The organism is Ruegeria sp. CH10 (assembly GCF_056537125.1).
This window is the reverse complement of the sequence record NZ_JBQFQY010000002.1, coordinates 273,806-297,045: the sequence shown is the minus strand read 5'-3', so window position 1 is coordinate 297,045 and position 23,240 is coordinate 273,806. Positions and strand designations below refer to the sequence as shown.

At 58.0% G+C, this 23,240-nt stretch carries 25 protein-coding genes; 13 read left to right on the top strand and 12 right to left on the bottom strand.

Annotated elements, in window-relative coordinates; translation table 11 throughout:
• Positions 1 to 48 precede the first annotated feature (48 nt).
• The gene (locus ACRZ94_RS07775) at positions 49 to 789 is read left to right on the top strand and encodes a heme-dependent oxidative N-demethylase family protein (RefSeq protein WP_480797054.1); all 741 of its coding nucleotides are present in this window, start codon (positions 49 to 51) and stop codon (positions 787 to 789) included.
• 36 nt (positions 790 to 825) lie between these two features.
• On the opposite strand, the gene ACRZ94_RS07770 is transcribed toward ACRZ94_RS07775, so the two are convergent.
• From ACRZ94_RS07770 to ACRZ94_RS07750, 5 genes are all read right to left on the bottom strand, one after another.
• Positions 826 to 1,740 carry a hypothetical protein gene (locus ACRZ94_RS07770; RefSeq protein WP_480797053.1) on the bottom strand — a complete coding sequence of 305 codons (915 nt, stop codon included), beginning with the start codon at positions 1,738 to 1,740 and terminating at the stop codon, positions 826 to 828.
• Between the two features lie 198 nt (positions 1,741 to 1,938).
• Positions 1,939 to 2,727, bottom strand: a complete 789-nt coding sequence (locus ACRZ94_RS07765; RefSeq protein ID WP_480651982.1) for a lytic murein transglycosylase — start codon at positions 2,725 to 2,727, stop codon at positions 1,939 to 1,941.
• Between the two features lie 66 nt (positions 2,728 to 2,793).
• Positions 2,794 to 3,423: an MSMEG_1061 family FMN-dependent PPOX-type flavoprotein gene (locus ACRZ94_RS07760; protein WP_480651980.1), complete on the bottom strand. Its 630-nt coding sequence runs from the start codon at positions 3,421 to 3,423 to the stop codon at positions 2,794 to 2,796.
• Between the two features lie 99 nt (positions 3,424 to 3,522).
• A complete protein-coding gene (glnA, locus tag ACRZ94_RS07755; protein ID WP_170354533.1) occupies positions 3,523 to 4,929 on the bottom strand; it encodes a type I glutamate--ammonia ligase in 1,407 nt (468 codons plus the stop codon).
• A gap of 30 nt (positions 4,930 to 4,959) precedes the next feature.
• Positions 4,960 to 5,298 (bottom strand): P-II family nitrogen regulator, encoded by a 339-nt coding sequence (locus ACRZ94_RS07750; protein WP_050602105.1) that lies wholly within the window; start codon positions 5,296 to 5,298, stop codon positions 4,960 to 4,962.
• A 168-nt stretch (positions 5,299 to 5,466) separates the two neighbouring features.
• Between ACRZ94_RS07750 and ACRZ94_RS07745 the strand changes: the two genes are divergently transcribed.
• From ACRZ94_RS07745 to tig, 3 genes are all read left to right on the top strand, one after another.
• Positions 5,467 to 7,134 (top strand): NAD(P)H-hydrate dehydratase, encoded by a 1,668-nt coding sequence (locus ACRZ94_RS07745; RefSeq protein ID WP_480797052.1) that lies wholly within the window; start codon positions 5,467 to 5,469, stop codon positions 7,132 to 7,134.
• A 301-nt stretch (positions 7,135 to 7,435) separates the two neighbouring features.
• On the top strand, positions 7,436 to 8,560 hold the full coding sequence (locus tag ACRZ94_RS07740) for a porin (RefSeq protein WP_480797051.1): 1,125 nt from the start codon (positions 7,436 to 7,438) through the stop codon (positions 8,558 to 8,560).
• Positions 8,561 to 8,743: 183 nt separating this feature from the next.
• The gene (gene tig / locus ACRZ94_RS07735; protein ID WP_480797050.1) at positions 8,744 to 10,075 is read left to right on the top strand and encodes a trigger factor; all 1,332 of its coding nucleotides are present in this window, start codon (positions 8,744 to 8,746) and stop codon (positions 10,073 to 10,075) included.
• Between the two features lie 97 nt (positions 10,076 to 10,172).
• Here the strand turns inward: tig and ACRZ94_RS07730 are convergent, their stop codons facing one another.
• The 6 genes from ACRZ94_RS07730 to rpsF all read right to left on the bottom strand — a co-directional run bounded on the left by ACRZ94_RS07730 (position 10,173) and on the right by rpsF (position 13,930).
• The gene (locus ACRZ94_RS07730; protein ID WP_480797049.1) at positions 10,173 to 11,021 is read right to left on the bottom strand and encodes an acyl-homoserine-lactone synthase; all 849 of its coding nucleotides are present in this window, start codon (positions 11,019 to 11,021) and stop codon (positions 10,173 to 10,175) included.
• Between the two features lie 96 nt (positions 11,022 to 11,117).
• The gene (locus ACRZ94_RS07725) at positions 11,118 to 11,819 is read right to left on the bottom strand and encodes a helix-turn-helix transcriptional regulator (RefSeq protein ID WP_480651973.1); all 702 of its coding nucleotides are present in this window, start codon (positions 11,817 to 11,819) and stop codon (positions 11,118 to 11,120) included.
• A 236-nt stretch (positions 11,820 to 12,055) separates the two neighbouring features.
• Positions 12,056 to 12,532 carry a transglycosylase SLT domain-containing protein gene (locus ACRZ94_RS07720; RefSeq protein WP_480651971.1) on the bottom strand — a complete coding sequence of 159 codons (477 nt, stop codon included), beginning with the start codon at positions 12,530 to 12,532 and terminating at the stop codon, positions 12,056 to 12,058.
• A 153-nt stretch (positions 12,533 to 12,685) separates the two neighbouring features.
• Positions 12,686 to 13,309, bottom strand: coding sequence for a 50S ribosomal protein L9 (gene rplI, locus ACRZ94_RS07715; RefSeq protein WP_480651969.1), 624 nt, complete (start codon positions 13,307 to 13,309; stop codon positions 12,686 to 12,688).
• A 12-nt stretch (positions 13,310 to 13,321) separates the two neighbouring features.
• Positions 13,322 to 13,549, bottom strand: a complete 228-nt coding sequence (gene rpsR, locus ACRZ94_RS07710; RefSeq protein WP_005982441.1) for a 30S ribosomal protein S18 — start codon at positions 13,547 to 13,549, stop codon at positions 13,322 to 13,324.
• Between the two features lie 27 nt (positions 13,550 to 13,576).
• A complete protein-coding gene (rpsF, locus tag ACRZ94_RS07705; protein ID WP_155151103.1) occupies positions 13,577 to 13,930 on the bottom strand; it encodes a 30S ribosomal protein S6 in 354 nt (117 codons plus the stop codon).
• 285 nt (positions 13,931 to 14,215) lie between these two features.
• Between rpsF and ACRZ94_RS07700 the strand changes: the two genes are divergently transcribed.
• Positions 14,216 to 14,734: a hypothetical protein gene (locus ACRZ94_RS07700; protein WP_480651966.1), complete on the top strand. Its 519-nt coding sequence runs from the start codon at positions 14,216 to 14,218 to the stop codon at positions 14,732 to 14,734.
• A gap of 126 nt (positions 14,735 to 14,860) precedes the next feature.
• A complete protein-coding gene (locus ACRZ94_RS07695) occupies positions 14,861 to 15,433 on the top strand; it encodes a YceI family protein (RefSeq protein WP_480797048.1) in 573 nt (190 codons plus the stop codon).
• A gap of 54 nt (positions 15,434 to 15,487) precedes the next feature.
• Here the strand turns inward: ACRZ94_RS07695 and ACRZ94_RS07690 are convergent, their stop codons facing one another.
• Positions 15,488 to 16,714: a cytochrome b/b6 domain-containing protein gene (locus tag ACRZ94_RS07690; RefSeq protein ID WP_480797047.1), complete on the bottom strand. Its 1,227-nt coding sequence runs from the start codon at positions 16,712 to 16,714 to the stop codon at positions 15,488 to 15,490.
• Positions 16,715 to 16,885: 171 nt separating this feature from the next.
• Here ACRZ94_RS07690 and fabD point away from each other — a divergent pair, with 171 nt between their 5' ends.
• The 7 genes from fabD to mltG all read left to right on the top strand — a co-directional run bounded on the left by fabD (position 16,886) and on the right by mltG (position 23,219).
• Positions 16,886 to 17,824, top strand: a complete 939-nt coding sequence (fabD, locus tag ACRZ94_RS07685; RefSeq protein ID WP_480651960.1) for an ACP S-malonyltransferase — start codon at positions 16,886 to 16,888, stop codon at positions 17,822 to 17,824.
• Positions 17,825 to 17,865: 41 nt separating this feature from the next.
• Positions 17,866 to 18,603 carry a 3-oxoacyl-[acyl-carrier-protein] reductase gene (gene fabG / locus ACRZ94_RS07680; RefSeq protein WP_480797046.1) on the top strand — a complete coding sequence of 246 codons (738 nt, stop codon included), beginning with the start codon at positions 17,866 to 17,868 and terminating at the stop codon, positions 18,601 to 18,603.
• Positions 18,604 to 18,812: 209 nt separating this feature from the next.
• The gene (locus tag ACRZ94_RS07675; RefSeq protein WP_008756330.1) at positions 18,813 to 19,046 is read left to right on the top strand and encodes an acyl carrier protein; all 234 of its coding nucleotides are present in this window, start codon (positions 18,813 to 18,815) and stop codon (positions 19,044 to 19,046) included.
• Positions 19,047 to 19,184: 138 nt separating this feature from the next.
• Positions 19,185 to 19,724: a GNAT family N-acetyltransferase gene (locus tag ACRZ94_RS07670; RefSeq protein WP_480651956.1), complete on the top strand. Its 540-nt coding sequence runs from the start codon at positions 19,185 to 19,187 to the stop codon at positions 19,722 to 19,724.
• Between the two features lie 120 nt (positions 19,725 to 19,844).
• A complete protein-coding gene (locus tag ACRZ94_RS07665) occupies positions 19,845 to 20,588 on the top strand; it encodes a 1-(5-phosphoribosyl)-5-[(5-phosphoribosylamino)methylideneamino]imidazole-4-carboxamide isomerase (RefSeq protein WP_480651954.1) in 744 nt (247 codons plus the stop codon).
• Between the two features lie 204 nt (positions 20,589 to 20,792).
• On the top strand, positions 20,793 to 22,058 hold the full coding sequence (fabF, locus tag ACRZ94_RS07660) for a beta-ketoacyl-ACP synthase II (RefSeq protein ID WP_480651952.1): 1,266 nt from the start codon (positions 20,793 to 20,795) through the stop codon (positions 22,056 to 22,058).
• A complete protein-coding gene (gene mltG / locus ACRZ94_RS07655; RefSeq protein ID WP_480797045.1) occupies positions 22,059 to 23,219 on the top strand; it encodes an endolytic transglycosylase MltG in 1,161 nt (386 codons plus the stop codon).
• Positions 23,220 to 23,240 lie beyond the last annotated feature (21 nt).

The window sequence follows — 23,240 nt, the reverse complement described above, 5'->3', positions numbered from 1 at the left end:
CGGTCGTTTTCGACCCACGACGCGGCGGCGAAATGCTATACATCCCTCATGAAGATTCTCCAGAAAACCATCCCCTATGATCCGCGAAACCCGCGCCCTTTGCCCGGCATCCAACCGGCCAATATGAAGGATTGGTTGCACCGCGATGACGCCTTTGCCGGGCAGATGCAAAGGCGCGAAGACATTCTGCGGGCTCATCGCAAAGACGTTCTGGCAATGGATTCACGGGCTGAACCCGCCGCGCAAGAGCTGTTGGCGCTTGTGTTGGAGTGCGCCTATGGGGGTGCAACCGATCACGTGGTGCGGCCCGATGGTCGGCGCATTCAGATCGACCGGGATCAGCCGCTAGAGACGCTGTGCCTGCTTGTGCAAGAGGATTTCTGCATTCTTCAGAAACAAGGGGAGGAACATGTTCTGACCGGGGCAATCCTGTGCTTTCCAGCCAGTTGGCGCCTGTCGGAAAAATTCATGCGGCCGCTTATCGGCATACATGATCGGGTGGACAGTTATGACCCCAATATCGCACGCCGTGTGCAACGTCTGTTCGACGGGATACAGCCGGAGCGCCCGCTGTGGCGATTCAATGCGCTGTGGTACGAGGACGCTGAACTGTATCAACCCCGCAGTGCCAGTGATCCGCGCGACATCAGTGACCTGAGGGCCGCGCAATACATGCGCAGCGAACGTCAAACCCTGCTGCGCTTACCGCAGACACAAGCGGTAGTATTTTCGATCCATACATATGTTTTGCAGGCTGAAGACTTGCCCAAAATGGAAAACCCCGCCTGATGGCGGGGCCTCCAAGGAGGGTCTTAGGGTTCAGTGCTACATGCCCAACACGCTGGCGACGCCGGCAAATGCTCCGCTTGTGCTGAGAGCGGAGATTGCAACAGTGTAGGCAAGTACCTGAGTGTTCAGGCGAAAATCTTCACCCTTTATCAGGTTCACAGCGGCCACAGAGACCGCGATGGGCACGGACACGCTGGCCACGGCACCGGTCAATCCCCAACTGGTCAGTCGCAGGATATCGCTGGGCTTATCGTGGTCGAGGGGAGGCGTGTCTTCGTCCTCATCCTTAGGCTGCTCGATAGGTTCCGTCCGAAAAGCGATGCTGAGCAACTGCTCATCAGACAGCTGGATCGGCCGGGCTGCTGGTGTCAGCGCCTGTTTTTGTGCCTCATCCAGGTCTTCTGTTTCAGTGATGTCCAGCCCCGCGAAGGGGCCTGTCACTGCCTCGAAAATCTGTTTTCTGTCTCGTGGTTTTGAAGGCGTCAGCGTGTTGAACGCGCTCATGAATTGTTCGGTGGTCAGTACGGTGTTGGGCGACAGCCACTCAATACGACGCGTGGCGCAGATATCGACCATCCGGTACAGCATGACCACAAGCATCAGCTCGGAAATCTCGCTGTCATCCAACAGGGGAGAGACGGGAGAGATTGTGACGGTCAGTCGGTTTTTGGGCAGGGTGGCGACCTGCTTTTGCATGGTTTTCAGACCTGCGGCGCGATCCATGCGCTCAAACCGGTCGCCCGAGCCGGGAACCTGCGTGTCAAGGGTCAGGCGAACCAGGTACTGGCTGCAGACAATGCTGGCTTCGGTGTCGCTCAGCATGCTTTTGCGTTCGACCAGATGCCCGTAATCCTGCAGGGTCGCGGCTACGATGCTGCCGAACCGTTCGATTTCGCCATCGGTTTCACCGTCGAACTGAAGACCACCATGATAGTTGTGCTTCGGGCTCACTGCGCTGTCCTTTGTCGTAGCTTGTCTGAGAAACAGGTTAACGACCGAGTTGGGGCAGATTTTGGCGAAAATGGAAAAAAATCAAAAATCGAAGGGATTGATTACACTATGGAAACCTAGACATTTTAGGGGCCACTTAATGTCTGTGGCAGAAATGTGTCGGTATTGAGGTCCATTGCCGCCGAAAACTGGCGTAGATCAGCCGTCGATTCGGGTTGCCATAATCGCAATGGACTGCTGGTAGACCGTGGCGGCATTCCATTCCTGAATAACCGTGAAATTCGGTTGCCCGGGCTGATAGCCACGGCCCGGTTTCCAGCCTTTTTGCCGCAGAAAATTGGCGGTTGAGGCCAGCGCGTCCGTCATGTTGTAGAAATCCACCTGACCGTCGCCCGTAGCATCGACGCCAAAGGCCAGCGCATTGCCGGGCAGGAACTGAGTATGCCCCAATTCGCCATGCTTGGCCCCCTTGGTTGCGGTCGTAATGCTGCCTTGATCCACCAGTTTCAACGCCCCGATGGCATGGGGGATAAAGAACTCGGATCGGCGACAATCATAGGCCAGAGTGGTTATTGCTGACACAACCTGACTGTCGCCCATGAAGTTCCCAAAGCCGGTTTCCATTCCGTGGATCGCAATCAGAATCCCGCTTGGCACTCCATATTGACGCTCAAGCGCGGCGTAGAATTGCGGGTTGCGCGCCTTACGCTTGCGCCCCTGCGCGACGATCGTGTCGGCCCCGCGCACACGCATGAATTTGTCTAGCGAGTACTTGAAGCTCTTCTGATTACGGTCCGCTGCAATGGTGCGGGTGGCATATTGCGTCTGCGCCAGCGCCTGCAGTCCCTTTTTCTTAACACCCGCCCGTCGCGCCTGTTTCGCGAAATCCTGTTTCCAAGCTTCAAACCCGCTGCTGGTGTTTCCGCAGGGGGCGGCGGCTGCAAGTGTCGGCAGGGAAAAGGCAAGGATCAGTGCAAAACGTAACATCGGTGAAATCCGTTCAAATGAACTGCTGGAATCAGGGTACGCCGCATCCCACAATGTTCAAAGCCGTTAATACAGATCCAGTTCGCCCGTCCCTTTCAGGCTTTCGAACCATTCGTCCGGCGTTTTGTTGATCTTGGCATGCTTGACCATCATCGCATTCATGTTCGGCAGCTGTGATGAGTCTGGCCATGCGTCCGGTTGCCAAAGGTTTGCGCGGATGACGCATTTTGGACAATGGGCAAAGACCGTGTCGACCCGAACCAGCAGGGCCAGTTTGGGCGCGTGTTTCTGGATTGCCATTTCGTTCAACAGTTTCGGATCAGCGCAGATCCGGGCGGTTCCGCGAATGCGCAGGGTCTCCATCTTGCCTGGAACGAAAAAGATCAGACTGACGCGGGGGTCCTCAAGGACGTTGTGAAACGTATCGACACGCTTGTTTCCGGGCCGATCCGGAATCGCGATCAGCGTGTCCGAGAGCACCTCAACAAACCCTGCCGGGTCGCCGCGCGGCGAGATGTCCAGGTGGCCGCCGGGATTGGCCGAGGCGATCAGGCAAAAGGGCGAAGCAGCGATGAAGTCGCGGCACATCTGATCCAGCGCAGGCAGTTCCTTGGCGATGATTTGGGGCAGGGGCGCGCCGGTGAGACGTTCCAGGTCTTCGGCGGTGGTCACGAAGTTCGAGAATTCTGTGTCCATGCGATCTCCTCCTGAGGTTAACTGTGGAAGATCGGTCCGAACGAAACAAGGGCGCCCGATTGGGCGCCCTAGAAAGAATTTTCGTCGAAAATTCTTGGATCAGCAGCTGTAGTACATGCCGTATTCTACAGGGTGCGGCGTGTGCTCGTAGGTTTCGACCTCTTCCATCTTCAGCGCAATGTAGCCGTCGATCTGGTCTTTGGTGAACACGTCGCCCTGCAGCAGGAAGTCGTGATCGGATGCCAGAGCTTCCAGAGCTTCGCGCAGCGAACCACATACGGTCGGGATGTCGGCCAGTTCTTCGGCCGGCAGATCGTACAGGTTCTTGTCCATGGCTTCGCCCGGATCGATCTTGTTCTTGATGCCGTCCAGACCAGCCATCAGCAGAGCTGCAAACGCCAGGTAGGGGTTCGCTGCCGGATCGGGGAAGCGGGCCTCAACGCGCTTGGCTTTCGGGCTTTCGGTCCACGGAATACGGACACAACCCGAACGGTTACGGGCCGAATAGGCGCGCAGAACAGGGGCTTCGAAACCCGGGATCAGACGCTTATAGCTGTTGGTCGACGGGTTGGTGAAGGCGTTCAGGGTCTTGGCGTGCTTCAGGATGCCGCCAATGAAGTAGATCGCTTCGTCCGACAGGTCGGCATATTTGTCGCCAGCGAACAGCGGCTTGCCGTCTTTCCAGATCGACATGTTTACGTGCATGCCGGTGCCGTTGTCACCCGCGATCGGCTTCGGCATGAAGGTGGCCGATTTGCCGTAGGCGTGCGCCACGTTGTGGATGACGTACTTGTACTTCTGCAGCTCGTCGGCCTGTTTGGTCAGGCTGTCAAAGATCAGGCCCAGCTCGTGCTGACAAGATGCAACCTCGTGGTGGTGCTTGTCGACCTTCATGCCCAGACGCTTCATGGTCGACAGCATTTCCGAACGCAGGTCCTGCGCTTCGTCAACGGGGTTCACCGGGAAGTAGCCACCCTTGACGCCCGGACGATGGCCCATGTTGCCCATCTCGTATTCGGTGTCGGTGTTCCACGACGCGTCGGTTGCGTCAACTTCGTAGGATACCTTGTTGATGCTGTTCGAGAAGCGGACGTCGTCAAACAGGAAGAACTCAGCCTCGGGGCCCATGTAGGCAACGTCGCCGATGCCGGATGCCTTCAGGTAGGCTTCGGCTTTCTGCGCCGTACCGCGCGGGTCACGCTCATAGGCTTCGCCAGTGTCGGGCTCAACGATCGAGCAGTGCAGGCAGATGGTTTTCTCTGCATAGAACGGATCGACATAAGCGCTTTCGGTGTCGGGCATCAGTTTCATGTCTGAGGCTTCGATCGACTTCCAGCCTGCGATCGACGAGCCGTCGAACATGAAGCCTTCTTCCAGGAAGTCTTCGTCAACCTGATCAGACATGATGGTGACGTGCTGAAGCTTGCCGCGCGGGTCGGTGAAGCGGATGTCGACGTATTCCGCGTCTTCGTCGCGGATCAGCTGAAGAACTGCGTCCTTGCTCATACTCTCTATTCCTCTACTTGGAGTGTTCGATTACAGCGCGTCCGAGCCGGTTTCACCGGTCCGAATGCGAATGGCTTGTTCAACGGGCGACACAAAGATTTTGCCGTCGCCGATTTTGTCGGTTTTCGCGGCCGAAACGATGGCCTCGATTGCGGCGTCGACCTGATCGTCATCCAGAACGACCTCGACCTTTACCTTGGGCAGAAAGTCGACGACATATTCCGCGCCGCGATAGAGTTCCGTGTGGCCTTTCTGACGGCCAAACCCTTTGACCTCGATCACGCTGAGGCCCTGGACACCCACGTCCTGCAGCGCCTCTTTCACTTCGTCCAGTTTGAACGGTTTGATGATCGCTTCGATCTTCTTCATCCCGGGCTCCTATAACACTTGTCAGGGTCGGACTGATCACGTCTAAGATCGGCGGGCAATCTGATAGCGAAAACCGAGGCAGGCGCGTGCCGAGAAAAGAGGCGTTGGATTAAATTTTGACCGACTTGCATAAAAAGTAATCAGAATTGAATCGCGAGGGGATTTGAGATGACGGAATTGCTGACAGCCGCGCAAATGCGGGCCATCGAACAGGCCGCGATTGAGTCCGGTGAGGTAACCGGGCTGGAGCTGATGGAGCGGGCCGGGCGCGGCGTTGTCGATGCGATCTATGAGGAGTGGCCCGAGTTCAAGGATCGAGGGGCCAGCCCCTCGAACTCCCCGGGATATTTGGGGCCAGATGAAGGGGATCCGCTGCGCGCTGTGGTGCTGTGCGGGCCGGGGAATAATGGTGGGGATGGGTTTGTTGTTGCGCGCCTGTTGCTTGGGCTGGGGTGGCAGGTTGAGGTTTTTCTGTATGGAGATGCAGAAAAGCTGCCGCCGGATGCGCGGGTGAATTATGAGCGGTGGGTGGAGTTGGGGAGTGTGCTGCCGTTGCCTGAAGGGATGTGGTTGCCACGCTGCGATTTGCATGTTGATGCGCTGTTTGGCACTGGTTTGACACGTCCGATTTCCCATGCTGTTTCATATTCCCTTTCCTATTTGCACAAACGCCACCCGCACTTTGTTTCTGTTGCCGTCGATATTTCTTCCGGCCTGTGTTCCGACAGCGGACGTCCTATCGGAATTTCTGGCAAGGCGGATTTGACGGTCACCTTTCACAGGGCAAAGAGAGGTCATTTCTTGGCGGAAGGTATTGCGCGTAGTGGTAAGATAAGGATCGTAGATATTGGCTTGCCGACAAAAAAGTTTTGCACGACCGAGGATTTAGTGGCTTCAATAAACGATCCAGCGCGCGCGATCATGGGGCCTGATGAAATTGAAAAACTCAATATAGAAGCAGCGCGAGAGTTCGGGTCAAAGGTAAGGCTGGCGGTGCCAGTACATTCTTTGGAGAAATCTGAGCCGCAACACAAATACTCCCACGGCCACGCTCTCATCCTCTCGGGCGGTCCGGCCAAGACCGGCGCGGCGCGGTTGGCGGCGCGGGGGGCTTTGCGGATTGGGGCAGGGCTGGTGACGCTGGGGGTGCCTCCGTCGGCGCAGATGGAGGTGGTGGCGCAGGTGACCGCCATCATGGTGCAGCGGGTTGATGGGGCCGAGGGGCTTGCGGATGTGCTGGGCGATGAGCGGCTGAATGCGCTGTGTCTGGGGCCTGGACTGGGCATAGAGCGCGCGCGGGAGTTGGTGCCGGTGGCGCTGCAGGCCAAGCGGGCGACCGTGTTGGACGCCGATGCGCTGACGGCGTTTGGGGATGATCCAGAAGCCTTGTTCCAGCAGCTTCATGAGGCGTGTGTTCTGACCCCGCATGGGGGCGAATTTGCGCGCCTCTTTCCTGATATTGCCGAGAAATTGGCGGCTATTCCGACCAAAGGACCAGCTTATTCCAAGGTGGATGCGACGCGTGAGGCCGCAAAACGGGCAGGCTGTGTGGTGCTTTTCAAGGGGCCGGACACGGTCATCGCCGCCCCAAATGGGATGTGCGCGATCAATGCGGCCATGTATGAGCGGTCCGCCCCCTGGCTTGCCACGGCAGGATCGGGTGATGTGCTGGCCGGGTTCATCACGGGATTGCTGGCGCGTGGGTTCAGCCCGATGCAGGCAGCTGAGACGGGGGCCTGGCTGCATGTGGAATGTGCGCTGCAATTCGGGCCGGGGCTGATCGCCGAGGATTTGCCTGAGCAATTGCCCAGTGTTTTTACAAAACTGAATATATGATTTTATAGGCGAATCTTGGCCGACTTGCGACCTCTTCGGCGGCAATTGGCCGAGCGGTTGGCGCGGGTGGAGCAACGAGTGTTTGCCACCGACCCAACACCACGCCAGACTTTGCTTGGAGGGGAACTCCGACTGCACGGTGTTGCGGTTAATCCGTTGAAAAAAATGTAATTACGTCCGGCTTTTTACTGGCCAAACAAGTGTAATTAACTCCACCTGTCGTGCCGACCGGGGTCGCCGAACCCAACGGTCAGACGGGAAAAAATGAGGGCCGAAAGCCGGGTCATTCAAGGTGAGCGAAATGACCCAGAACTCTAAAGTGACTTCAATCCTCGCGGTCTTGGCCGCGTCCGCAGCAAGTACCGCTGCCGCCGATTTGAAATATGAGAACAACAGCGGCGGCTATGTTGAACTCTATGGTCAGCTTGACCCGGTTATCGTTTCTGTCGACGACGGAGAGGAAACCGAAACGCGATTGCTGGACAACGATCTGTCCAACAGCCGCGTGGGTCTGCGTCTGATGCAGCCCTATGGCAGCAATGAGTTCATGTTCCGCTTTGAGACGGGGTTGGGTCTTCCGGGGACCGGAACAGCCAATCAGGACGGAACCAACACCAATGGCTGGACCCGTGAAGATATCCGTCATGTCGATTTCTCGTTGAAAGGGGGATACGGCAAGTTTTCGGCCGGGCAGGGGAGTATGGCCTCGGACGGGGCAGCCGAGACTGACCTGTCTTATGTCGGAACGGCGCTCTATTCCTTTACCAATGATGAAAACGGGGCCTTTTTCTATCGCGGCGCCGACGGCGTTCTGAGTGACATCACCGTGGGCGATTCCTCAAGCAACTTTGACGGCAGCCGCAGGGGCCGCATCCGCTATGACACGCCCGATTTCAACGGGTTTTCGGGGTCGATCGCCTATGGCCAGAACATACTGTCGAGCAGCGACGACGATGATTATTACGACATCGCGGTTTACTACCGGAATACCTTTGCCAACGGCATCGCCTTTGCGGCCAGCGCGGCCTACGCGGTGCGCGACTTCGATGACGGCTCGGGCGAGCGGCGGGATGTGATCGGCTCAGCCTCGGTCCTGTGGCCCAGCGGGTTCAGCTTTACGGCGGCTTTGGGCGCGCGTGACGATACGGCGGCGGGGGCCAGTGATCCGGATTATTGGTACACCAAACTGGCCTATGAGGGCGATTGGGTGTCCTGGGGGAAAACCGGAATCGGTATCGATTACTTTGACGGAGCGGATTTCGAGAATGACGGATCCAGCACGAAATCCTGGGGCATTGCGGTTGTCCAGCGGATCGACAGCATCAACACCGATGCCTATCTGAAATACCGCAATCACGACTTTGACGACATGGTCGATTTCGACAAGAACGAAGCCTGGGTGCTGGGCGCGCTTTGGAAGTTCTGATCTAGGGATTGGGGTCATGGGGCGCCCTGGGCCTGTCCGGGGTGCTTTTTTGTTCAAAACACCGGCAAAACAAGACTGATCCGGGCTTTGCCCTCTTGCACGCGGGCGGCTGGGCAAATAGAAGGCGTCAAATTTGCCCGGCGCGCCGTTTTGCGCGCCCCGAATCCTATGGGGACTACCATAATGCAGGTTACCGAGACGCTGAACGAAGGTCTGAAACGCGGCTACAACATTGTCGTTTCCGCGGCTGAGTTGGACGACAAAGTGAATGAAAAGCTGGTCGAAGCGCAGCCTGAGATTGAGATGAAGGGCTTCCGCAAAGGCAAGGTGCCGATGGCGCTGCTGAAAAAGCAGTTCGGCCAGCGTCTGCTGGGCGAAGCGATGCAGGAAAGCATCGACGGTGCGATGAACCAGCACTTTGAAGACAGCGGCGACCGTCCGGCACTGCAGCCGCAGGTCAAGATGACCAACGAAGACTGGAAAGAAGGCGACGACGTCCATGTCGAGATGTCTTATGAGGCACTGCCTGCGATCCCCGAAGTTGACCTGAAATCGGTCGAGCTGGAAAAGCTGGTTGTCAAAGCGGATGACGCAGCCATCGAAGAGGCGCTGAACAATCTGGCCGAAACCGCGCAGGATTTCAAAGCGCGCCGCAAGGGTTCGAAAGCAAAAGACGGCGATCAGATCGTGTTCGACTTTGTCGGCAAAGTTGACGGCGAAGAGTTCGAAGGCGGCGCAGCCGAAGACTATCCGCTGGTTCTGGGTTCCAACAGCTTTATCCCTGGCTTTGAAGAGCAGCTGGTCGGCGTGAAAGCCGAGGAAGAAAAAGACGTCACCGTCACCTTCCCCGAAGAATACGGTGCTGAGCATCTGGCCGGCAAAGAAGCCGTTTTCACCTGCACCGTGAAAGAAGTGAAAGAGCCTGTCGCTGCTGAGATCAATGATGAGCTTGCCACCAAATTTGGTGCCGAAGATCTGGCCGGTCTGAAAGGTCAAATCGCTGAGCGTCTGGAAGCCGAATATAACGGTGCCTCGCGTGCCGTCATGAAGCGGGCCTTGTTGGACGTTCTGGACGAGAAGGTGTCGTTCGACCTGCCGCCGTCGCTGGTAGAAGCCGAAGCCAAGCAGATCGCACACCAGTTGTTCCACGAGGAAAACCCCGACGTCGAAGGCCACGACCACGGTGAGATTGAGCCGACCGACGAGCACAACAAATTGGCTGAGCGCCGCGTGCGTCTGGGCCTGTTGCTGGCCGAGCTGGGCCAGAAGGCCGAGGTTGAAGTGACCGACGCCGAGATGACTCAGGCGATCATGAACCAGGCACGTCAGTACCCGGGGCAGGAGCGTCAGTTCTTTGAATTCGTACAGCAGAACGCTCAGATGCAGCAGCAGCTGCGTGCGCCGATTTTTGAGGACAAAGTCATCGACTACATCGTCGAACTGGCACAGGTTGCAGACAAAGAAGTCAGCAAAGACGACCTGCAAAAAGCCGTTGAGGCACTGGAAGAGGAGTAATCCTCTTCCGCCCATGACCCGTGGGCACAAAAAAGCGGAGCCGTCTGACAATCAGACGGCTCCGGTGGGTGGCTTTTGAACTTATGAGGTGAGGGGGTCAGGCCTCATGAGCAAAAGCACGGGGGGTTCTTAACAGAGCGAGTTTCTGCTCTGGTGTGAAGCGATCCGAGAGCGCTTCGATCAATTTCAGCACATCGTTGACCTCTTCCTTCGTTCGGGCGGAATGCATCTGTTCAACGAAGTATTTTTCAAGCTCGGTCAGTGGTTGGTGATCGACATTTGCAGGTGTCTCGACCGGAGTGCCGGCAAAACGTTCCAACGCCTGCTCTTCGGTCAGGAAGACGTCATGCTCGATCCCGGCATAGTCGCGGATACCCGCGATACGTTCATCCGAACAGTCCATCAGCGCGGCCATGGCTACAACTTTGCCCATTGGTTTCGCTGTGCCCAGATAATCATAGGGCGCATTGCCTGATCGTTGCAGCACGCGGTTCATGATCGGATCGATCACGGCGATCGAGTCCAGAACACCGGCAGCTTTTGCATATTCGAAAGATCCGATCATCACCTCACTGGTGACATAGGATACAGAGTTCTTGCCACGACCGCGGCCAAGTTTCTTGGTGTCGACGCAAAAGCGGGTCGCTTCCCAAATCTGCGCGCTGCGCAGCGGTGGTTCCCCGTCCAGGATCGAATGAAAGACGTCGGACAACATGTGCGGCCCTGTTGTCTGCAGCAGGCGCATGCACCCAACGACGTCCCCCTCGTCGCTGATGCTGACCACATGTGCAGGATTTAGGTCGTCAAACATGTCGCGCTCGCGACCGTCCTGAATATTCACTTCCCATCCCAAACGATCCCCGAACACGCGCGCGCGGAGTTGATACATTTCGTCCAAGACGTCTTTAAACTTATGTTGGTTGATACCATCAATTACGATGATCATTTCCATCCCCCTACAGTCTGGTTACCGTGAACCCAGAGTTAACCAACTCGTGAATTGAGACTATTGGGGGTTTCCCGTAATTTTGCGGTTTTTTGCTTACCCGGGGGCGATTAACCCTAGACCAATGGCCCGGCCAATGGCCTGAGGTGTGGTCAATGCACCGAGTTTTTCCCGCCCGGAACGCACATGTACTTCAACCGTGCGGTGGGAAATGGACAAAATGTCGCCGATATCCTGCTGAGATTTACCCTCGGCCACCCATTGCAGGATCTCTTTTTCGCGGGTCGAAAGCGAGGGCAGATACAGCGCCTTTGCAAGAACGCCGGACTGCATAACCGTATCATGCGCATTCACGGCCGCCATTTGCAGATCGCCCATGACGTGCTTTTTGAGCTTTTCCCACTCAGCGTCTGAACAATCGCGCGTCACGCTGAGGATACCGCATTCCCCATAGGGCCCGCGAACCGGAACCGTCAGACCACGCGGCGTGATCCCGAAATCATGGGCGTCGCGGAACACCGCATTGAATTTCTCGTCATGGTTAAAGCGGCTCCAATCTACCGGAGCGATACTGAGCACTGACTGATAGATCGTAGGATCGAAATGGTGAAAGCCCTGGCTGCCGTAATGAATCTTCCATTCATCGGGATAGTTGGCATAGCCCTGCACATCACCTTTGACAGGATTCATGGTGGCGTAAGACGCGTAGTCAAAGCCAAGTTCCTCGCAGACCGAGTTGATTATGTCAGCGGTCGACTTCTCCTGTTGGTCGAGCGCGGCCAAGTCTATGAGTTTCACCTGTCCAACCCTTATATGGCTCCCTTCATCCCCAAGAGCGCCAAGCCTGTTCGCATTTCGTACTACGTTGCGTTAACTTATACGCTGAATTCAAGGCAATAGTTCAATTCACGCATACATATTGCGTACTTCGCGCAACAGAACCTGTCGAATTTGGCCCATTTCGGCGGAATTCCTCTCACTTTGACGCTAAATCGCGTCGAAAGTCCATGGTTTTTGCGTTTTGCGATCGCGCGTCATTCGGGGACAAGACCAGTTTCTACCAGCATGCCGCGTGCTTTTGCTTCGGGCCAATAACCTTTGGCATAGAGGAAAATAGCGCGTTGTTGATCTCCGTCAGACAACAGCCAAGCGCCGCGCAGGTATTTCCCGGCAAATTCCAGGTTCGTGTCTGCGTCCAGAAGACCTTGCGGGTTTCCGGTGTATCCCATCGAGCGCGCCGTGGCGGGCAGGATCTGCAGCAAGCCGTAATAAGGGCGGTTTACGGCCCATGGGCGGTGTGTGCTTTCCCGGATGGCCAGCTTGTGGACCAATTCCCGCGGCACCTCATAGTGATCGGCCCATTTGTTGATCGAGGCCCGCAGTTCGGGGGTTTCGTTGGGATAGAGCGGGGGATCAAACGCGGCTTGGGTCGGTGTGTCCGGGCCACCGCATGCGGCAAAGGGGATTAGCAGCAACATGGCCAGAACGCTGCGGCGCAGGAAGGATGTCATCTATATACTCCGGTCGTCTGGGTGCGATGATAGAAGGCGAAAACGCACCGGCAAGCCTAGGTGTGAAATCTGGCTGAATTTTGCCCGTTCTGCGTGTGCAACGAAAAAAGGCCGCACGAGTCGCGCGGCCTTTTCTTGTTCAAATCAGCCAGATCAGGCTTTGGCTTCGTCTTCTTCCGCAGCCGGTGCGTCTTCGGCAACCAGGTCGTCGTCGTCGGACGCAGCCGAACCGATATCGTCGAACAGTTCGGCGATTTCGAATTCTGCAGCTGCTTCTTCTTCAGCGGCCAGTTCCTGGATGGATTTGCCCGACGCCTGCAGTTCGGCTTCTTCTTCCGAACGGGCGACGTTCATCTGGATTTCAACTTCAACCTCGGGGTGAAGTTTAACCGCCAGCGAGTGCAGACCCAGTTCCTTGATCGGAGCGATCAGGGCAATCTGTTTTTTGTCGACGGTGAAACCAGCCTCGGTTGCGGCATCTGCGGCGTCACGCGGTGTGACCGAACCGTACAGAGCACCGGCGTCCGATGCCGAGCGAATCACGATGAACTGCTGACCGTCCAGCTTTTCAGCCAGAGCTTCAGCTTCTTTCTTGGTTTCCAGGTTGCGGGCTTCCAGCTGCGCTTTCTGGGCTTCGAACGACGCGATGTTGGCGTTCGAGGCGCTCAGGGCTTTGCCCTGGGGCAGCAGGAAGTTGCGGGCGTAGCCGGGCTTGACGTCAACGACGTCGCCCATCTGACCCAGTTTCGCAACGCGTTCCAGCAGGATAACTTGCATGTCAGTCTCTCCTTACTTCACAGCGTAGGGCAGCAGGGCGAGGAAGCGGGCGCGCTTGATAGCACGGGCCAGTTCACGCTGCTTTTTCGCCGAAACGGCGGTGATGCGCGAGGGAACGATCTTGCCACGCTCAGAGATGTAGCGCTGCAGCAGACGGGTGTCTTTATAGTCGATCTTCGGCGCGTTATCGCCCGAGAACGGGCAGACCTTGCGGCGGCGGAAAAATGGTTTTGCGGCCATGGTTTATGTCCTTTCGTCAGGCGTTGATCAGCGGCGCTCGCGGCGGCCTTCGCGCTCATCGCGCTTCTGCATCTGGACCGAGGGGCCCTCGGCATGCTCGTCGACCTTGATGGTCAGAACGCGCATAACGTCGTCATGCAGGCGCATCAGGCGTTCCATTTCCTGAACGGCGCCAGCGGGGGCGTCGGTCTTCAGGAAGGCATAGTGGCCTTTGCGGTTCTTGTTGATCTTGTAAGCCATCGTCTTGACGCCCCAGTACTCGCTTTCGACGACGTTGCCGCCGTTGTCAGCCAGAACGGTGCCGAAATGTTCGACAAGGCTTTCTGCCTGCGCGTTGGACAGGTCCTGACGCGCGATCATTACATGCTCATACAGTGGCATGTGCACTCCTGTTTATATCAAGGCGCATTTCATAGGCGGGGCCATCTGGTCCTTCGCGACCCTGCCACGAGAGGCTGCGCGATTCATACGATGTGCGAAGGATGGCCCCGTATACACGTTTATGGGGGCGGGGCAAGCCCCGTCACATATGCCTTGGTGAAGTCGTGCTATTTCCACTGCACCGCCCAATTCCTGACGCTTTTCGGCTCAAAGTTGTTTTCAATACCGGGGACTAGCCGGACAGCCAGATCCCACACGGACAACCTGAAAACCAGGGTGAGAGATATGACCGCGACGAACACGAATACATTCGAAGATTCCGCAAATGCAGCCGGCTATGACAAGGCCGTACCTGTCTTGATCGCATTCGAGGCGAATTGGAAGGTTCGCATGGTTCTGGCCCGCGTTTTGGGTGCCTTTCTGATCGTCATGGCCTTTTCGATGTGGCTGGTGGCCGGTTCCACAATGGCTGCCGAAGTCTGGCCAATCAAACTGGCGGCGTCGCTGGTGTTCCTGCTGATCGGTGTTAGCCTTCTGACGATTCAAATTTTGGATGCGCGCCCCGACGCTTATTTTGATCCGATCCGCCGCGAGGTGCGCGTGCTGCAAAAGAACGAAAACGGCCGCCCTCAAACGGTTCTGCGCCGCAGCTATGATACGCTGGGCGGAGCACGCTTCGAGGAAGATCAGGTTGAGCTGTTCGACGTGGATGGCAGCCTGCTGATGAAGCTGCCGCTGCAGTCGGCGGATATCAGCCGAGCGCTGAAAGGCCAGTTGAGCGGAAGTGTAACAATCTTCGCCTGAATTTTATTCTGTTCATATAGGAACAGAAGTTGTGAGCTAATAATACTTGTGTGCTGCCCTTGGGCAGCACATTTTCGTTATTGAGCAACCCAATCGGTTTGCATCCACATAATTGCGGAGTTTGTCATGAAATCCACCCTTCTTGCTGCTGCACTGGCCGTCACGGCAACTTCGGCGTTTGCCAGCGCCGAGAAATACGTTCTGGACCCCAGCCACAGCCAGGTCATCTTCAACTATAACCACCTTGGTTTCTCGACCACCTACGGCATGTTCTCGGGCTTTGAAGGCGAGATCATGTTCGATCAGGAAAACCCGGCAGATTCGAGCGTCAGCGTTTCGATGCCCGTGATCGAGATGTTCACCGGCTGGCAGCCGCGCGAAGATCACTTTATGACCGAAGACTTCTTTGGCGCAGCCGAGGGCGATCTGGTCACGTTCAACTCGACCAGCATCGAAGTTACCGGTGAAAATACCGCCAACATCACTGGCGATCTGACCATGAACGGCGTGACCAAATCGGTCGTTCTGGACGCTAAGCTGAACCAGGTGGGCGAACATCCCATGGCGGGCAAGCCCTGGGCCGGTTTCGATGCAACCACCACCCTGATCCGCAGCGATTTCGATCTGGGCCAATTCGCCCCCTTCGTCAGCGACGAAGTTGAGGTGCGTATTTCGGTCGAAGCGCAAAAAGCCGACTAAACCGATTCAATCGGTCTGAAACGAAACCGCCGGGGGTGACCCCGGCGGTTTTTCTTATGCGCCACGCTCGGCCGTCAGTTGGACGTCAACAGTCACCCCAAATCCCAATGACGCCTCGGTTGGCTGGGATGTGCCGACCTCAAAATCCATCCGGTTCAGGTCCAACTGGCCTGACATGGTTGCGGTGTTGTCCTGCAGATCAAGGGTGAACGGCAGGACCACCTCCACAGATTTGTCGCGGATCGTCAGCGGGCCGCGCGCTTCGTATCCGGTGTCTGTTTTGTAGATGTCGGCCTTGAACTGCGCGGTGGGGAATTGGGCGCTGTCAAAGAAATCGGCACCCATGGCCTGATCTGTCACCGTTCCAAGGCTGAGCGATGCGATGGCAATCGTCACGTCGACCGAGCCGGCCAGACCCGGCTCGGCAGGGTCCTCAAAGGCGATTGCGGCGGTCCAATCGGCAAAGCTGCCGGTCACCGGGCTGCCCAGTTGGGCAATGGTGATGGCCAAGGTGCCGTCCTGAACGGTCCAGTCCGACTGCACCTCGGTCAACTCGGCGGTGTCGGTCGCGGCAGCAGAGTGGTCAGAGAACAGGCCAATCGACCACCCGCCAACCAGAACAGCGCCCCAAACCGCAAGCGCGGCAACGGCTGGAATGGCTGAGTGGTGCTGTGCCGGAGGTTCAGGCGCATCCGACGGTCCGGGCAGCATGCGGCGCAGGGTGCTGTCCTTATCGATCACGTGGTGTTTCAGTGCTCCGGCGATATGCAAAGCCAGCGAACCGGCCAGAACCCAGATGAACAGCCAGTGCAGATTGGCGGTCAGTTCGGCCAGATGGGCGGATTTCGGCACAAAAGGCAAGTTTTGCCCAAAGGGCCACAGGATCGGCGCAAACCCTTCGGCGGCTGCGTGGTGCACCCAGCCCGTCAGCGGCACCAGCACCAATGAGGCATACAGCATCCAGTGTACGGTTTCGGCGGCAAAGGCTTCGGGTTTGTTCTCGGCATTCAGCAGGCCGGGTTTAGTTTGCCCAAAGGCCCACAGGATGCGGGCAAGAGCCACAAAGAACACCGTGACGCCCACTGTTTTATGCAGCGAGAACAGGCGAGCGGCGCGGGCGATGTCTTCTTCGGTGGTTGGGATTGCGGGGTCATAGATCGCGTGGGCCAGGTTATTGGCGAACCATCCCAACGGAATGGCGGTAAAGATCAACAGGGCCGTCAGCCAGTGAAACGTCTTGGTTACGCTGCCATAGCTGGAAAACGTATTGGTAGAAGGCATAGGTTGCTCCGGGGCTGGGGTCGCTGGTTCCAACCTAAAGCCATGGGGTCAGGACACAATAGCGGGATGCGCACAGCTCAGGTGCCTGTGTGCAGAGGTGAGGCAGTGCTTGTGCCGCGCGCACACTCGGTTTACACCCCCCGGCAACCTAACGTCATCCAAGAGGTCGCAATGACACGCGCATTCGTTTTTCCGGGGCAGGGTGCCCAAACCATCGGGATGGGCAAGGCTTTGGCCGAGGCTTATCCGGCTGCGAAAGCTGTGTTCGACGAGGTCGATGAAGCCCTTGGGGAAAAGCTGAGCGATCTGATCTGGGACGGCGATATTGCCGATCTGACGCTGACGCAGAATGCGCAGCCTGCACTGATGGCCACGTCAATCGCTGCCATGCGCGCGCTTGAGGCCGAGGGCGTCTCGATCACGGACGCCGCTTTTGTGGCTGGGCATTCGCTGGGTGAATACTCGGCCCTGGCCGCTGCGGGGGCCTTGTCTGTTGCGGACACTGCGCGCCTGCTGCGCACCCGGGGTCAGGCCATGCAAAGCGCCGTGCCCGTGGGTGAAGGCGCGATGGCCGCTATTCTGGGTCTGGATCTGGACGCTGTGCGCGCGGTGGCAGAAGAGGCCGCGCAGGGCGATGTCTGTCAGGCGGCAAATGACAATGACCCAACTCAGGTTGTTGTGTCGGGCGCAAAGGCCGCTGTCGAGCGCGCCGCCGAGATCGCCAAGGAAAAAGGGGCCAAACGCGCGGTGATGTTGCCGGTCAGCGCCCCCTTCCATTGCGCCCTGATGCAGCCTGCAGCTGATGTTATGGCAGAGGCTTTGGCCAGTGTGCAAATTCAGGCCCCTGCCGTACCTCTGGTGGCCAATGTGCGGGCCGAGGCAGTAAACGATCCTGACCTGATCCGCCAATTGCTGGTCGAGCAGGTCACAGGCTCGGTCCGGTGGCGTGAAAGCGTGCAATATATGGCCGCACAGGGTGTGACCGAAACATGGGAGATCGGCGCGGGTAAGGCCTTGTCCGGCATGATCCGTAAAATCAATCGCGACATTGCGGGTAAGGCGGTGGGCGCCCCGGAAGATGTCCAAAAAGCCGTTCAGGCCGATTCGTAATTCAATAGCGTTCAGAACAGACGCACCAAGAGGGAAACCGAATGTTTGATTTGACAGGTAAGAACGCGCTGATCACCGGCGCCTCGGGGGGGATTGGCGGCGATATTGCGCGTGTGCTGCACGGCGCAGGCGCGGCAGTCGGGCTGTCGGGCACGCGCGTCGATCCTTTGCAGGCGCTGGCGGATGAGCTGGGTGAACGAGCGCATGTTCTGCCCTGCAACCTGGGTGATCCAGAGGCGGTCGCGGCGCTGCCGAAACAGGCGGCGGATGCGATGGGGTCTGTTGATGTTCTGGTCAATAACGCAGGCATCACGCGCGACAACCTGTTCATGCGCATGTCGGATGAAGAATGGCAGAGCGTGATCGACGTGAACCTGACGGCAACTGCCAAGCTGTGCAAAGGCGTACTGCGCGGCATGATGAAGGCGCGCTGGGGCCGGATCATCAATATCTCGTCCGTGGTTGGTGCAACGGGCAACCCGGGGCAGGCGAACTATGCCGCCGCCAAGGCTGGCATGGTCGGCATGACCAAATCGCTGGCCTACGAAGTGGCAAGCCGCGGAATCACTGCCAACGCGGTGGCACCCGGCTTTATCCAAACGGCGATGACCGACAAGCTGAATGACGATCAGAAAGCGGGCATTCTGGGTCAGGTTCCGGCAGGCCGTATGGGCGAGCCTTCGGAAATTGCTGCGGCAGTTCTGTACCTTGCCAGCCCAGAGGCCGGATATGTGACCGGAACAACCTTGCATGTGAATGGCGGTATGGCCATGTTGTGATCGCATACCAGGGCTGGCGCGAAAGCGTTTGCCTTGGGCGTTGTCTGTGCTATAGGCGGCGCATGAATGCAGGGGTCGGCCAAATGGTCGGCCTTCTACTTTCCCGGTATTCGGGAACCAAAACCGCCCGAAACGGGCACATCAAAGCCAGCCTGAGCGGGCAAGGGCAGAACCGGGCGCCACGCCCTGAAATGGAATGAGGAATAGACATGAGCGACGTCGCAGATCGCGTTAAAAAGATCGTTGTTGAGCACCTGGGTGTTGAAGAAGACAAAGTAGCGGAAAACGCTTCCTTCATCGACGATCTGGGCGCAGACAGCCTGGACACCGTGGAACTGGTTATGGCCTTCGAAGAAGAGTTCGGCATCGAGATCCCCGATGACGCAGCCGAAACCATCCAGACCTTTGGCGACGCCGTCAAATTCATCTCGGAAGCGTCCTAATCGCTCTGAAATCGCTAAAAGCGGCGCTTCCGTGCAACGGAGGCGCCGTTTTTTATGCCCTGCCGAAATTCACACTTGCTTGACGCTTTTTCGCTAAGCAGTCTGCGCTATGAGGCAAAATTTCTGAGCGGGCAGGGCATGATACGATCCACCCCGACGATAAATACGGCCCGTTTGATGCTTTGCGGCATGCGGCCAGAGGATTTTAACCGGTTCGCCGAAATTTGGCGCAACCCGTGTATCGTGCGGCATGTCGGTGGCAAACCGCGGTCGCGTGGTGAGGCTTGGGATTCCTTTCTGCGCAATGCGGGGCATTGGCAGATGGCCGGGTTCGGGCAATGGGCCGTTCTACAGCAATCGAATCGGACGATGATCGGCCAGGCAGGGTTTTTCTATGGAAACCGGGCGCTGGGTGACGATTTCGACAGCTTCCCTGAGGCCGGATGGATATTGGTCCCCGAGGCGCAGGGTCAGGGCCTGGGCTATGAGGCCGCGCAAGCTGCGCATGACTGGTTTGATCGCATCATGCCAGGGCCCTTGGTGGCAATGGTGAATTCGGCCAACTCGGCATCTCGGGCTTTGGCTGAAAAGCTGGGCTATGTGCCGATGCGGGAATGCACGTACAACGATACGCCGGTTGTGCTGTTGCGCAGAAACGGGCCGCCCGCCCGCATCTAGTTTCACGTTTTCGCCGATGCCGCAAAATGCCTTCGGTTTGCCGATACTGGTGGTATCAGGCACGCTCCGTATCTGTATGATACAGTGAATTTCAAAGCGATTGGGCTAAGGAGCGTGCTCATGAGGATTTACCCAACTATGGAACTGCAGAACGGCCGGTGTGTTTCACTGGAAAAAGGCCGTTTGGACGAGGCCATGATCTGGCATGTGGACCCGGTAGAGACAGCACGCAGCTGGTCGGCTGCGGGCGCCGAATGGATGCAACTGACCGATTTCGACGCAATCGAAGGGCGCGACACGAATAACGCGTTGGTTGAAGACATCATTCGCTCGGCAGAAATGCCGGTGCAACTGGCCGGTGGTATGCGTACGCGGGAACAGGTTGAACACTGGATCGACAAGGGGGCCGGGCGCATTGTCATCGGTACGCTGGCGGCCTGGGATCCGATCCTGGTTAAGGAACTGGCAAAGCTGTACCCTGACCAGATCGTGCTGGCCGTGGATGTCTGGCAAGGTCAGGTGATGACCGAAGGCTGGCGCAGCCAAAGCGCCTTTACCCCTGACGCCTATATCGAAGCTTTTGCCGACGCGCCTTTTGCGGCAATCCTGGTGACCGATATCGACAGCGACATGGACGATGTTGAGGCTCAGTTGGGGCTGATCTCAGGGCTGGCGGAAAAATCCCGCACCCCGATTATCGCCAGCGGTGTAGTGCGCGCTGCGGACGATATCTCGCGCTTGGCTTACATCCCGAACATTTCGGGTGCGATTGTCGGGCGCGCTTTGTTCCGCAAATCGATCGACCTGTCCGAGGCGCTGCAAATGGCGCAGGCCGCCCACGAGCCGGTCGCGCAGTTCCAATAAGACGTCGGAGAAACTGGTGCCGCCCGTTGTCGCATCTCGGCAGCGGGCGGTTTTGCGTTCAGCCCTTCGGGATGGTTGAAAAAGAGTGATTTCTTTCACATTTGGCGAGATCATGCCGGAGGGGAAGATGCTGTTCCTCTTGCCCCCGGGGCCCGGGCCGGGGTATGAGCGGTTCTCAAATAGGAAGCAGGCAAGAGGCATTTCATGCGCAGAGTCGTTGTAACCGGTCTTGGGTTGGTCACTCCGTTGGCCAGCGGGGTCGAGGAAACCTGGTCGCGGCTGCTGGACGGAGAATCCGGTGCGGGCCCGATCACGCAGTTCGATGCTGAGGCAAGCGGGGTCACCACGACCTATGCCTGCGAAGTGCCGCGCGGCGATGGCACAAACGGGACGTTCAATCCCGACGACTGGATGCCGCCGAAAGAGCAGCGCAAGATCGAGGACTTTATCCTGTATTCCATCGCAGCTGCCGACATGGCCTGTGAGGATGCGGGCTGGATGCCCGAAGACGAAGACGCCCGTCTGCGCACCGGTGTTCTGATCGGGTCTGGCATTGGTGGGCTTGGGTCCATCGCGGAAACGGCGAATTTGATCCGTGACAAAGGCCCGCGCCGCGTGTCGCCCTTCTTTATCCCGGGCGCGCTGATCAACCTGGCCTCGGGTCAGGTCTCAATCCGTCGTGGGTTCAAGGGGCCGAACCATTCGGTCGTGACGGCCTGTTCCACCGGCGCGCATGCCATTGGCGACGCAAGCCGTATCATCCGTGCCGGCGACGCGGACGTCATGGTCGCAGGTGGTGGCGAGGGCTGCATCTGCGAGATCGGCATCGCCGGTTTCAACGCGTGCAAGGCGCTGTCGACCAAGTATGCCGACGACCCCAAGAAGGCGAGCCGCCCTTATGACATTGACCGTGATGGGTTCGTCATGGGCGAGGGCGCAGGCATTGTCGTTCTGGAAGAATACGAACATGCTGTGGCGCGTGGTGCCAAGATTTACGCCGAGGTTCTGGGCTATGGCATGTCCGGTGATGCTTATCACATCACCGCACCGTCCGAGGATGGCGACGGGGCCGAACGCTCGATGAAAGCCGCGCTGCGTAGCGCCGGGCTTGAGCCGAAGGATCTGGATTACATCAATGCGCATGGCACCTCGACCATGGCCGACACGATTGAGCTGGGCGCGGTTGAGCGTCTGCTGGGCGATCATGCGGGCAACGCGACCATGACCTCGACCAAATCGGCCACAGGTCACCTGCTGGGTGCTGCGGGCGCGATTGAGGCGATCTTTTCGATCCTTGCAATCCGCGATCAGGTGGCTCCGCCGACAATCAACCTGGACAACCCTGCGGTTGAGACGCCGATTGACCTGGCCCCCAACGCCAAGCGCGAGCGCGAGATCAACGTGGCGCTGTCGAACTCGTTCGGGTTTGGCGGCACCAATGCCAGCGTGATCTTCGGAAAGGTCAGCTAAATGTGGCGGGCCCTTGCATCGAACGCGCTGACCATTCTGGTGGTCGGCCTGTTCCTGATGGGCGGTCTGATCCTTTGGGGGCAGTCGCAATACAAGTCCGAAGGCCCGCTGGAAACCGCCATGTGCCTGCAGGTCAGGCCCGGGTCGAACATGACCCGCGTCAGTCAGCAGCTGGAGGATCAGGGCGCTGTCAGCAGCGCCATGATTTTCCGCATGGCGGCGGATTACACCGACAAGGCCCAACAGCTGAAAGCAGGGAGCTTTCTGGTGCGCGAAGGCGCGTCGATGGAGCAGATCATCGACGAGATTACCAGCAGCGGCGCCAGCACCTGCGGATCGGAGATCGAGTACCGCATCGGCGTGACGCGGGTTCAGACGCGCGTGCGTGAACTGGACCCGGCCACGCTGGACTTTGTCGAGATCGCGAGCTTTGAGGCCGCAGAAGACGAAGCCCCCGCTGCGTATCTTGAGAAACGTCAGGAAGCCGATACCCGGTATCGCGTGTCCGTGGCCGAGGGCGTCACCTCTTGGCAGATCGTGGATGCGCTGAAGGGGATTGATGCGCTGACCGGTGAGGTGAGCGAAGTCCCGGCCGAGGGCATGCTGGCCCCCGACAGTTACGAGGTGACCCCGGGGGATGATCGGGTGGCGATTTTGCAGGACATGCAGGACAGGCAGCAACTGCGGATCAACGCCGTCTGGGAAAGCCGTCAGGATGACCTGCCGATCAACAACCCCGAAGAGATGCTGATCCTTGCGTCGATCATCGAAAAGGAAACCGGTGTGCCGCATGAGCGCGGACAGGTGGCCAGTGTCTTTGTCAATCGTCTGGAAAAGGGCATGAAGCTGCAGACGGACCCGACGGTGATTTACGGCGTCACCAAAGGGCAAGGTGTGCTGGGACGTGGTTTGCGCCGGAGTGAGCTTCGCCGTGCAACGCCTTGGAATACCTATGTGATTGACGGTTTGCCACCCACGCCGATTGCGAACCCCGGCATGGCGAGCCTGGAAGCTGCCGTGGCACCCGAAGATACGGATTACGTGTTCTTCGTGGCAGATGGCACCGGAGGTCATGCCTTTGCGGTCACGCTGGATGAGCATAACCGCAACGTCGCCAAGTGGCGAGAGATCGAAGCTCAGCGAAACAGCTCGGGCAATTAAGAAAAAGGGCCGCGTCGGAAA

What these genes read in the sequence shown, in the direction of transcription:
- ACRZ94_RS07775 (WP_480797054.1), top strand. Translation starts at nt 49, where the DNA reads ATGAAGATTCTCCAGAAAACCATCCCCTATGATCCGCGAAACCCGCGC.
- ACRZ94_RS07765 (WP_480651982.1), bottom strand. Translation starts at nt 2,727, where the DNA reads ATGTTACGTTTTGCACTGATCCTTGCCTTTTCCCTGCCGACACTTGCA.
- ACRZ94_RS07760 (WP_480651980.1), bottom strand. Translation starts at nt 3,423, where the DNA reads ATGGACACAGAATTCTCGAACTTCGTGACCACCGCCGAAGACCTGGAA.
- glnA (WP_170354533.1), bottom strand. Translation starts at nt 4,929, where the DNA reads ATGAGCAAGGACGCAGTTCTTCAGCTGATCCGCGACGAAGACGCGGAA.
- ACRZ94_RS07750 (WP_050602105.1), bottom strand. Translation starts at nt 5,298, where the DNA reads ATGAAGAAGATCGAAGCGATCATCAAACCGTTCAAACTGGACGAAGTG.
- ACRZ94_RS07745 (WP_480797052.1), top strand. Translation starts at nt 5,467, where the DNA reads ATGACGGAATTGCTGACAGCCGCGCAAATGCGGGCCATCGAACAGGCC.
- ACRZ94_RS07740 (WP_480797051.1), top strand. Translation starts at nt 7,436, where the DNA reads ATGACCCAGAACTCTAAAGTGACTTCAATCCTCGCGGTCTTGGCCGCG.
- tig (WP_480797050.1), top strand. Translation starts at nt 8,744, where the DNA reads ATGCAGGTTACCGAGACGCTGAACGAAGGTCTGAAACGCGGCTACAAC.
- ACRZ94_RS07730 (WP_480797049.1), bottom strand. Translation starts at nt 11,021, where the DNA reads ATGATCATCGTAATTGATGGTATCAACCAACATAAGTTTAAAGACGTC.
- ACRZ94_RS07720 (WP_480651971.1), bottom strand. Translation starts at nt 12,532, where the DNA reads ATGACATCCTTCCTGCGCCGCAGCGTTCTGGCCATGTTGCTGCTAATC.
- rplI (WP_480651969.1), bottom strand. Translation starts at nt 13,309, where the DNA reads ATGCAAGTTATCCTGCTGGAACGCGTTGCGAAACTGGGTCAGATGGGC.
- rpsR (WP_005982441.1), bottom strand. Translation starts at nt 13,549, where the DNA reads ATGGCCGCAAAACCATTTTTCCGCCGCCGCAAGGTCTGCCCGTTCTCG.
- rpsF (WP_155151103.1), bottom strand. Translation starts at nt 13,930, where the DNA reads ATGCCACTGTATGAGCATGTAATGATCGCGCGTCAGGACCTGTCCAAC.
- ACRZ94_RS07700 (WP_480651966.1), top strand. Translation starts at nt 14,216, where the DNA reads ATGACCGCGACGAACACGAATACATTCGAAGATTCCGCAAATGCAGCC.
- ACRZ94_RS07695 (WP_480797048.1), top strand. Translation starts at nt 14,861, where the DNA reads ATGAAATCCACCCTTCTTGCTGCTGCACTGGCCGTCACGGCAACTTCG.
- ACRZ94_RS07690 (WP_480797047.1), bottom strand. Translation starts at nt 16,714, where the DNA reads ATGCCTTCTACCAATACGTTTTCCAGCTATGGCAGCGTAACCAAGACG.
- fabD (WP_480651960.1), top strand. Translation starts at nt 16,886, where the DNA reads ATGACACGCGCATTCGTTTTTCCGGGGCAGGGTGCCCAAACCATCGGG.
- fabG (WP_480797046.1), top strand. Translation starts at nt 17,866, where the DNA reads ATGTTTGATTTGACAGGTAAGAACGCGCTGATCACCGGCGCCTCGGGG.
- ACRZ94_RS07675 (WP_008756330.1), top strand. Translation starts at nt 18,813, where the DNA reads ATGAGCGACGTCGCAGATCGCGTTAAAAAGATCGTTGTTGAGCACCTG.
- ACRZ94_RS07670 (WP_480651956.1), top strand. Translation starts at nt 19,185, where the DNA reads ATGATACGATCCACCCCGACGATAAATACGGCCCGTTTGATGCTTTGC.
- ACRZ94_RS07665 (WP_480651954.1), top strand. Translation starts at nt 19,845, where the DNA reads ATGAGGATTTACCCAACTATGGAACTGCAGAACGGCCGGTGTGTTTCA.
- fabF (WP_480651952.1), top strand. Translation starts at nt 20,793, where the DNA reads ATGCGCAGAGTCGTTGTAACCGGTCTTGGGTTGGTCACTCCGTTGGCC.
- mltG (WP_480797045.1), top strand. Translation starts at nt 22,059, where the DNA reads ATGTGGCGGGCCCTTGCATCGAACGCGCTGACCATTCTGGTGGTCGGC.